We start from the raw sequence: 8695 nt of genomic DNA, 5'->3' as shown, positions 1-8695 counted from the left end.
CCCCGCCGGCCCCCTCGGCGGCGCTGCGTGCCGCAACGCACGGAGCGCGCGCCGGCACGCAGCGCATAGTCCGGGCGGCGGCTGTCATGCTGCCGCGCTTGTGCCGCACGCCGCCGCCCGGCTAATATGGATCGCGAGTTCCCACGGAACATGGGAAAGTGGCGCGCAAGCCGCCGGTTGGCGCATCGCCGGTCTCATGAGGATGCCTGAATGTCATCGCAGATGAATCGCCTGTTCGTTCCCGGCGCGCGCTTTGGCGGGCTTGCGGCGGCGCCGCCCGCGATCGGGCTGGATACGATGGACAGCCCGGTGGCCGTTGCCGACGCGCGCGGCCGCATCGTCCAGGCCAATGCCAGCTTCGTGTCCCTGTTCGGCCCGCTGGCCGGCCCGGCGGGCGGCGCGGCCCTGTGGGCGTGGCTGCAGCCGGCGACGCCGGCCGGCGAGTTCCTGGGCCGGCTCGCGGCCGGGCAGGCGGTGCGCGGCGAATGCCTGCTGGACACGGCCGGCGGATATCCCCGCTGGTTTTCCGCGCTCACCAATCCGGTGCTCGACGACCACGGCGCGCTGGCCAGCCTCGTCTGCGTGCTGACCGACATCACCGAGACCAAGCTGCGCGACGGCATCCAGCGCACCGCGCTCGAAGCCATCGCGCAGGACCGGCCGCTGGCGGAAATCATGGACGCCATGTGCCGCGCGATCGAGCGCGTCACGCCCGGCGTCGCGGTCTCGGTGCTGCGCGTCGACGCCGAAGGGCGCCTGCGCCCGCTCGCCGCGCCCAGCCTGCCGCCGCGCTACTCCGCCGGCATCGACGGCGCGCCGGTCGGTCCGTGCAACGGCTCGTGCGGCACGGCGGCGTTCCGCGGCGAGCCGGTTGCCGTCACCGACATCTTCACCGATCCGCTGTGGGCGTCGTTCCAGGACATGGCCCGCCTGTCCGGCATGGCCGCCTGCTGGTCGACGCCGATCAAGTCCGGCGACGGCAGCGTGCTCGGCACCTTCGCGTTCTACTATTCCACCCGCCGCGGCCCGGACGCCTATCACTGCCGCCTCACCGAGATCTGCACGCATCTGTGCGCGCTGGCGCTGGAGCGCGACGCCGCGCGCGAGCGGATCCGCTGGCAGGCCAATCACGATGCGCTGACCGGTCTGCTCAATCTTCACGCCGTGCGCCGCCTGACCGAGGACGCCATCGCGCAGACGGACCGCGGCGGCGTGCCGCTCGCCGCCCTGTTCATCGATCTGGACGATTTCAAGCAGATCAACGACGTGCTGGGCCACCGGCAGGCCGACCTGCTGCTGGAGGAGATCGCCGGGCGCCTGCGCGCCCAGGCGCCCGCCGCCGCGCTGCTGGGCCGGCGCTCGGGCGACGAATTCGTCATGATCCTGCCCGGCCTGGACGCGCCGGCCGCGCTGGCGCTTGCCGAAAACCTGCGCGCGGCCATCGCGCGGCCGCTGGTGTCGATACCCGGGCGCAAGCTGAACGTGTCGGCGAGCATCGGCGCCTGCGTCTGCCCCGCGCACGGGCGCGACTGGGACACGCTGATGCGCCATGCCGACCTCGCCCTGCGCGAGGCCCGGCACGGCGGCCGCAACCGCGTGCGCCTGTTCGACGCCGAGCTGGGCGCGCGCGAGCTGGCGCGCGCCCGGCTCGAGCAGGCGCTCAAGGCGGCGCTGCTCGAGAACCGGCTGCAACTGCACTACCAGCCCAAGATCCGCCTGTGCGACAACAGCCTGGCCGGGGTCGAGGCGCTGGCGCGCTGGCACCACGGCGAGACCGGCAACGTTTCCCCGGACCAGTTCATTCCGCTGGCCGAGCAATGCGGCCTGGTCGTCGACCTGGGCTACTGGGCCCTTGACGAGGCCTGCGGGCAACTGGCGCGCTGGCGGGCCGCCGGGCTGCGGGTGCCGTCGGTGGCCGTCAACCTGTCGCCGCTGAATTTCCATCACCATGAGCTTCCCGACGTCATCGCCGGGATACTGCGGCGGCATCGCCTGGCCGGCAGCGACCTGACCGTGGAGATCACCGAGGGGCTGGTGATGGAGAGCAAGCCCGAGATACAGGCCACGCTCGCCGCGGTGCGCGGGCTGGGCGTGCGCCTGTCGATGGACGACTTCGGCACCGGCTACTCCAGCCTCGGCCACCTGCTGAACCTGCCGGTCGACGAGCTCAAGCTCGACAAGAGCTTCGTGCAGGGCCTCGACTCGCACCACGCCGCCGCCACGCTGGTGGACGCGGCCATCCGCATCGGCCAGAGCATCGGCCTGACCCTGGTCGCCGAGGGCATCGAGGAAGAGTCGCAGCGCGCCTTCCTGTGCGCGCACGGCTGCGAGATCGGCCAGGGCTACCTGTTCGCCATGCCGATGCCGCCGGCGGCGTTCGAGACGTGGCTGGCCGAGCGCGGCGTGGCGGAGCCGGCTGCCTGACGGCGGGAGGCGGGCTGCGCGCGCGGCCGCCGCCGCTGCGTCGGTCTTCCTGCTTGCCTTTTCGTCCGCTTTTTCGTTCGCCTCCGCGTCCGCCGCTTTCCTAGGGAATCCCACTACAGCACTGGTGCGGAAATTGCATGAGAATCGCCCTGCCATTACTGTGAAATTTCAGTTTATCGAACAGGGGGAACATGCGAATGACGGCATCCGGGGCGTTCCGGACATCCCGCGCGCCCGGGACATCCGGCGTGCCGGCGGCCACGGCTGTGGCCGCTGCGGTAGCCAGGCAGGCGCCGCTGGCGCCGCGCCGGCGCGGCGGAGGCGGCTCGTGCGGCGGGCACGGCGGGCACGGCGGCCGGCGCTGGTGCCGGCATGCGTGCCGGCGTGGGCGCGGGGCAGGCCCGGCGCCATGAACACGCGCTTCATCGAAGCCTTCATGTGGGTGGCCCGCCTGGGCAGCTTCCGCGCGGCGGCCGAGAAGCTGCACATCACGCAGGCGGCGATGTCCAACCGCATCGCCTCGCTCGAGCAGGAGATCGGCGCGCGGGTGTTCGAGCGCGAGGCGCGCGACCTGCGCCTCACGCCGGTCGGCCTGCGCCTGCTTGGCTACGGCGAGCGGCTGCTGGAGCTGCAGCGCGAGATCATGGTGCTCGGGCGCGCCGGCGACGCGCCGCTGGGGCTGGTGCGCATCGGCGCCATCGAGAGCGTGGTGCATACGTGGCTGGTCGATTTCCTGCGCCACCTGCAGACGCACTATCCCGGCATCGAGGTGCAGCTCACCTCGGAGACTACGCAGAGCCTGCACAACACCCTGCGCGCGGGCGGCATCGACATTGCCCTGCAGACCGATCCGGCGGTGGGCGAGGGCATCACCAGCACGCCGTGCCTGCCGATGGCCATCGGCTGGGTCGGCCCGCTCGGGCCCGCGCAGCCCGGCGAAGGCCGGCTGGCCACGCTGCTCCAGCATCCCACCATCACCATGAGCCCCGGCTCGCAGCCGCATCTCGCGCTCAAGGAGCTGTACCGCAAGGCCGGGCTGCCGGTGGGCAAGGTGCATTGCGTCAGCTCCATCGCGGCCATCGTGCGGCTGGTCAGGGGCGGCTTCGGCAACGCGCTGATGCCGCTGGCGCCGGTGCGCGAGGAAGTGGAGCGCGGCGAGTTGCGCGTGATCCCGTGCGACGTGCCCCTGCCGCACCAGCGGCTGGTGGTCAGCCACCTCGACCACGCCGCCTCCGAGGCGATTCGCCTGGTGGCGGAGCTGGCCTGCCGCGAATCCGACCGCTACGTGCGGTCGCTGCCTGCACCATTTGCGCCGGCATAGGGCGCGCGCGCGCCGTGCTGGTGCGCGCGCATGGCCGCATCGAACAGAAAAACTGATCGGAAACGCGAAGAAAAACCCGTTTGCCGCGCGCGTGGCCGGCGCCGATCATCTTCTCACCGCCCGCAGACGGCGCGGGCCACAGGAGAGAAGGATGAGCGAGATGCAGGAGATGCACGAGAGGCACGATACGCAGGAAATGCACGAGATGCGGCAAATGCGGGAAATGCGGCAAATGCGCGGGATGGCCGGAACGTCCGGCGTGGACGACGCGCCGGCGGGCATGGCGCCGCACGGCATGCTGTTCGTCGCCGCCAATGTGGACGCGGCCGACGAGGACGATTTCAACCAGTGGTACGACCGCGAGCACGTGGAAGAGCGCGCCCGCATCCGCGGCTTCATCTCCGCCGCGCGCTACGAGGCGGTGCAGGGCGGCCCGAAATACCTGGGCCTGTACCGCACCGAATCGCTGGCGGCCTTCACGTCCGCCGCCTACCAGGCCGCGTTCGGCCGCCAGACGCCGTGGTCGGTCGCCAACCTCGGCCGCATGCGCCAGCCGGTGCGCCGCGTGAGCGAAGTCGCCGCGGTGGTCGGGCAGGGCAGCGGAAGCTGGCTGGCCGTGCTGCCGCTGGCGCGGCCCGACGACGTGCCGGCGCTGGTCGACCAGGCCGCCGACGTGGGCGGCGAGCTCTCCGCGCGGCCCGGCTTCGTGCAGTCCTACCTGCTGGTGCCGGACGCCGCGCTGAGCCAGCCGCTGCCGCGCGAGAGCGTGGAGAACCGGCAACTGCGCCCGCTCCTGGTGATCGAGACCAGCAGCGAAGCCGCCGGCGTGGCCGCGCTGCGCGACGCGGCCGCGCGCCTGGATGCATGCGGCGCGGACGCCGCCGGCGCCGCGCGCTATGCGCTGCGGTGGAAGCTGTTCTCGCGGGAGGTGGCATGATGCGCGGCGCCGACACCGTTATCGCCACCGCCACCGCCGCGCAGGAGCCGGCCGGCGCGCAGGCCGCCACGCACCCGGTCGCGCACGCCGGCATGCAGGCCGGCACGCACGCCGCCGCCGGCAAGCCCCGCATGGGCCGGCTGGCCGCGGCCAGCACCATCGGCACCACGCTGGAGTGGTACGACTTCACCGTCTACAACCTGATGGCGGCGCTGGTCTTCAACGCCATCTTCTTCCCCTCGTTCGATCCGCTCACCGGCACCATCCTGGCGTTTTCCACCTATGCCGTGGGCTACGTCTCGCGCCCGCTCGGCGGCGTGGTGTTCGGCCACCTCGGCGACAAGCTCGGGCGCCGCTTCGTGCTGGTGGCCACGCTGGTCGTGATGGGCGTGGCCACCGGCCTGATGGGCGTGCTGCCGACCTACCAGTCGTGGGGCGTCTGGAGCCCGCTGCTGCTGGTGGCGCTGCGCTTCGTGCAGGGCGCGGCCATCGGCGGCGAGTGGGCCGGCGCGGTGCTGCTGTCGATGGAGCACGGCGCGCAGCACCAGCGCGGGCGCAATGCCTCGTTCACGCAGGTGGGGCCGTCGTGCGGCACGCTGCTGGGCACCGGCTTCATCGCGCTAGTGTCGCTGTGGCTGAGCCCCGAGGACTTCCAGGCGTGGGGCTGGCGCATTCCCTTCCTGTCCAGCGTGCTGCTGGTCGTGTTCGGGCTGTGGCTGCGCCGCGGCGTGGAGGAAACCCCGCTGTTCCGGGAGATGGAAGCGCGCAAGAGCACGGCGAAGACGCCGATCAAGGACGTGTTCGCGGACCACTGGCGGCGCCTGCTCGTCGCCGGCGGCGCGCGCATCGGCTCGGACGTGCTCTATGCGCTGGTGGTGGTGTTCACGCTGACCTACGTGACCGGCGTGCTGCACCTGTCGCGCCCGCTGGCGCTGACCGCCACCATGATCGGCGCCGGCTGCAACGCGCTTGCCGTGCCGCTGTTCGGCAGCCTGTCCGACAGGCTCGGCCGGCGGCCGGTGTATGTCGCCGGGGCGCTGCTGGCGGTGGCGTGGGCTTTCGTGTTCTTCCGCCTGATGGACAGCGCGCAGCCGTGGCAGATCTGCGCGGCGGTGGTGGGCGGGCTGGTGATCCACGCCATGATGTACGGCCCGCAGGCCGCCTTCGTGACGGAGCAGTTTCCCACGCGGGTGCGCTACGCCGGCTCGTCGCTGGCCTACACGCTGGCGGGCATCCTCGGCGGCGGCTTCGCGCCGCTGATCATCGCCAGCCTGTACAAGGCGTATGGCTCGACCACCGCGATCTCGCTCTACGTGAGCCTGGCGCTGGCCGTCACGCTGGTGGCCTTGCTGGTGGCGCGCGAGACGGCGCGCAAGCCGCTGGAGAACTGACGGCGGCGTTGACTGTTGTGTTGGCGGCGCCCGCGTGGCGCCGGCCGGCCGCCCGTTAGCCGCCCGCTAGCCGGCCGCGCCGGTCATGGCGAAGACCGGTTCGCGGCGGCCCTGCAGCAGGGCCTGACGGAACGACAGCACGTGCGCCGTCACCGCGCTGGCCGCCGCCGCGCCGTCGCCGTCGCGCAGCGCCTGCAGGATGGCGCGGTGTTCCTCGCCGACCTCGCCCAGGTGTCCCTCGGACGACAGCGAGATGGCCCAGAAGCGCTGCGAGCGCGCGTGCAGCACCTTCAGGATCTCGATCAGGATGGGGTTGCCGGACAGTTGCGCCACTTCCTCGTGGAACAGGCGGTCCAGGTTCGTCACCAGCGGCAGGTCGCGCCGCGCCACGGCCGCGTCCAGCTCGCGCAGGATGCCTTCCAGCGCGGCGATCCCCTGCGCGGTGACACGCTCGGCGGCCAGCCGCGCGCACAGCGTCTCGTTGGCCAGCCGCACGTCGATCAGGTGCAGCGCGTCGTCGAGCGACAGCGGCGCGACCACCACGCCCTTGCGCGGCAGGATCTGCACCAGGCCTTCGTTGGCCAGGCGGTGCAGCGCCTGGTTGATGGGCGTGCGGCCGATCTCCAGGTCGTCCACCAGCGTGGAGATGTTGAGATGCTCGCCGGGGCGGTAGACCAGCGTGGTCAGGCGCTCGCGCAGGCCGGCATAGGCCCGTTCGTTCTCCGACACGGTCTCGGTCCGGGCGCGCGGCGAGCCGGCGCTGCGGCGTTCCACTGATGGCAAAACTCTCCCCCTGCTGTATGGCGTTGCGTGGCAAGGGCGTAATCGTACTACCAATCCGTGGCGCCGCCGCGGCGGGCGCCGCGCGGCTAGCGCCTGCGCAGCGGCTCCAGCAGCCCCTTGAGGCCGTTGTGGTCCAGCTCGTGCATCAGCGCCAGCAACTGGCCGATCTCGCCGGGCGGGAAGCCTTCGCGCGCGAACCAGTTCAGGTAGTTGCCCGGCAGGTCCGCGATCGCGCGGCCCTTGTACTTGCCGTAGGGCATGGTGCGGGTGAGCAGGAGCTGCAGATGTTCGGGGTTCATGGCACGGGCGTCGGATGGCGGCGGCAGCCCGATGGTAACAGCGTGCCGGCGGCGCGGCGCCGGCAACGGCAACGGCAACGGCAACGGCAACGGCAACGGCAACGGCAACGGCGCGCCGGTGCGCGTCCGGCGGCGCCGATTGCCGCGCGCGGGCGCGGCGCGGTACGATCCCGCCTTGGGTCCGCGGCGCGTCCGGCAGGCCGGTTTCGACAAAGGAAAGGCAATATGGCAAAGCACGCAGCGGGAGGCGCGGGCCTGAAGGGCATCGCCCTGTTCGAGGCCGCCAAGGGCGCGCTGGTGATCCTGGCCGGGCTGGGGCTAGTCGCGCTCCTGCACCGCGACGCGCAGGCGCTGGCCGAGACCATCGTGATGCGGCTGCACCTGAATCCGGGCAGCCGCTATCCCACCATCTTCCTGTCGCTGCTGAACCATCCGAGCGATGCGCGGCTGTGGGCGATCGGCGGCTCGGCCGCGATGTACGCGGCGATGCGCTTCACCGAGGCCTTCGGGCTGTGGCACCAGCGCGTATGGGCAAGCTGGCTCGGCGTCTGGTCCGGCGCGGTCTATATCCCGGTGGAGGCCTACGAGGCCATCGCCCATCCGACGCCGGTCCATCTCGGCCTGGCCGTGGCCAACGTGCTGATCGTGGTCTACCTGGCCAACGGCATCCGGCGCGCGCCGGCCAGCGCGCGTTAGCGCCACTGGCACCACCGGCGTTACCTGCGCCACCGGCGTCATTTGCGCCGGCGCCAGCGGCGTGGCCAGCGCCGCCGCCGCGCGACGCATGCCGCCCCGGCCAGCGCGAGGGCCGGCAGCGGGTCCACGGCGCCACCGCCACCGCCGCCACCGCCACCGCCGCCTTCGGCCGGCCACGCCAGCGCGCCGTTCTCCTGACTGTCCGCTGCCGGCGTTCCGCCGGCGGGCGGCGCGGCCTCGTCGTGCATCGCCACGTCGACCAGCACCGGATCATGGTCGGACGAGCGGTAGGCGTCGGCCGCGTAGAAGGATTGCTGCTGCGCCGCGCTCTTGCCGGCGAACGGGTAGGCCAGCGCCGCCGGCTCGTCGGCGTTGATATGCCAGTGGCGCGCGGCGCGGACGCGGCCGGCCGCGGCGGCATCGGCCAGCGCGTGGTCCAGGTAGCCGGCCTCGCCGCCGAACACGAAGCTGTACGGCGGCGCCACGGAAAAGCGCGCGATCATGTCCGCGTAGCCGCGTTCGGCCAGATGGCGGACGGGGTCTTCGCGCGCATAGCTGTTGAGGTCGCCGATCACCAGCTTGCCGTCGTCGGGCACGCCGGTGGGCGAGCTGGCCAGCCAGTTGGCCAGGCGCATCGCCGCCGCGATGCGCGCGCGGTTCCAGCAGGCCTGCCCGTCGCCCTGGTCGGCGTCGGCGCCGCGCGCGTCGGTGCAGCGCTTGGACTTGAAGTGGTTCACGGCCACGGTGAGCCGGCGCGCGTGGCCGGGCAGGCTGAAGGTGGCAGCCAGCGGCTGGCGCGTGCGCTCGCCGAACCACAGCGTGGCGGGCCGGCCCGCCAGTTGCA

8 protein-coding genes are annotated in these 8695 nt (G+C 72.4%); 5 read left to right on the top strand and 3 right to left on the bottom strand.

What is annotated here, in order from left to right:
* The first annotated feature begins 210 nt into the window (after nt 1–210).
* The 4 genes from K206_RS39030 to K206_RS0123050 all read left to right on the top strand — a co-directional run bounded on the left by K206_RS39030 (nt 211) and on the right by K206_RS0123050 (nt 6073).
* Complete coding sequence (locus K206_RS39030) at nt 211–2424, top strand: EAL domain-containing protein (RefSeq protein ID WP_020204759.1); 2214 nt, start codon at nt 211–213, stop codon at nt 2422–2424.
* A 409-nt stretch (nt 2425–2833) separates the two neighbouring features.
* Complete coding sequence (locus K206_RS0123060; RefSeq protein ID WP_020204758.1) at nt 2834–3745, top strand: LysR family transcriptional regulator; 912 nt, start codon at nt 2834–2836, stop codon at nt 3743–3745.
* 151 nt (nt 3746–3896) lie between these two features.
* On the top strand, nt 3897–4682 hold the full coding sequence (locus K206_RS0123055) for a DUF4286 family protein (protein ID WP_020204757.1): 786 nt from the start codon (nt 3897–3899) through the stop codon (nt 4680–4682).
* Between the two features lie 92 nt (nt 4683–4774).
* The gene (locus K206_RS0123050; protein WP_029043970.1) at nt 4775–6073 is read left to right on the top strand and encodes an MFS transporter; all 1299 of its coding nucleotides are present in this window, start codon (nt 4775–4777) and stop codon (nt 6071–6073) included.
* 66 nt (nt 6074–6139) lie between these two features.
* Here K206_RS0123050 and K206_RS39025 read toward each other — a convergent pair whose 3' ends face one another.
* Both K206_RS39025 and K206_RS0123040 read right to left on the bottom strand, forming a co-directional pair.
* Nucleotides 6140–6847 (bottom strand): GntR family transcriptional regulator, encoded by a 708-nt coding sequence (locus K206_RS39025; protein WP_020204755.1) that lies wholly within the window; start codon nt 6845–6847, stop codon nt 6140–6142.
* Between the two features lie 95 nt (nt 6848–6942).
* Nucleotides 6943–7155 (bottom strand): DUF3820 family protein, encoded by a 213-nt coding sequence (locus tag K206_RS0123040; RefSeq protein WP_020204754.1) that lies wholly within the window; start codon nt 7153–7155, stop codon nt 6943–6945.
* A 225-nt stretch (nt 7156–7380) separates the two neighbouring features.
* Here K206_RS0123040 and K206_RS0123030 point away from each other — a divergent pair, with 225 nt between their 5' ends.
* Nucleotides 7381–7851 (top strand): DUF2127 domain-containing protein, encoded by a 471-nt coding sequence (locus K206_RS0123030; protein ID WP_020204752.1) that lies wholly within the window; start codon nt 7381–7383, stop codon nt 7849–7851.
* A gap of 38 nt (nt 7852–7889) precedes the next feature.
* Here the strand turns inward: K206_RS0123030 and K206_RS43815 are convergent.
* The coding region (locus K206_RS43815) for an endonuclease/exonuclease/phosphatase family protein (protein WP_020204751.1) at nt 7890–8695 on the bottom strand (806 nt) is incomplete at its 5' end.

It is taken from the genome of Cupriavidus sp. WS, assembly GCF_000395345.1.
Classification (GTDB): domain Bacteria; phylum Pseudomonadota; class Gammaproteobacteria; order Burkholderiales; family Burkholderiaceae; genus Cupriavidus; species Cupriavidus basilensis_B.
Note: the sequence above shows the minus strand (reverse complement) of the source record. Positions and strands in the feature narration are given on the sequence as shown.

Coding starts and splice junctions, on each gene's coding strand:
- K206_RS39030 (WP_020204759.1), top strand. CDS start 211: ATGTCATCGCAGATGAATCGCCTGTTCGTTCCCGGCGCGCGCTTTGGC.
- K206_RS0123060 (WP_020204758.1), top strand. CDS start 2,834: ATGAACACGCGCTTCATCGAAGCCTTCATGTGGGTGGCCCGCCTGGGC.
- K206_RS0123055 (WP_020204757.1), top strand. CDS start 3,897: ATGAGCGAGATGCAGGAGATGCACGAGAGGCACGATACGCAGGAAATG.
- K206_RS0123050 (WP_029043970.1), top strand. CDS start 4,775: ATGCAGGCCGGCACGCACGCCGCCGCCGGCAAGCCCCGCATGGGCCGG.
- K206_RS0123040 (WP_020204754.1), bottom strand. CDS start 7,155: ATGAACCCCGAACATCTGCAGCTCCTGCTCACCCGCACCATGCCCTAC.
- K206_RS0123030 (WP_020204752.1), top strand. CDS start 7,381: ATGGCAAAGCACGCAGCGGGAGGCGCGGGCCTGAAGGGCATCGCCCTG.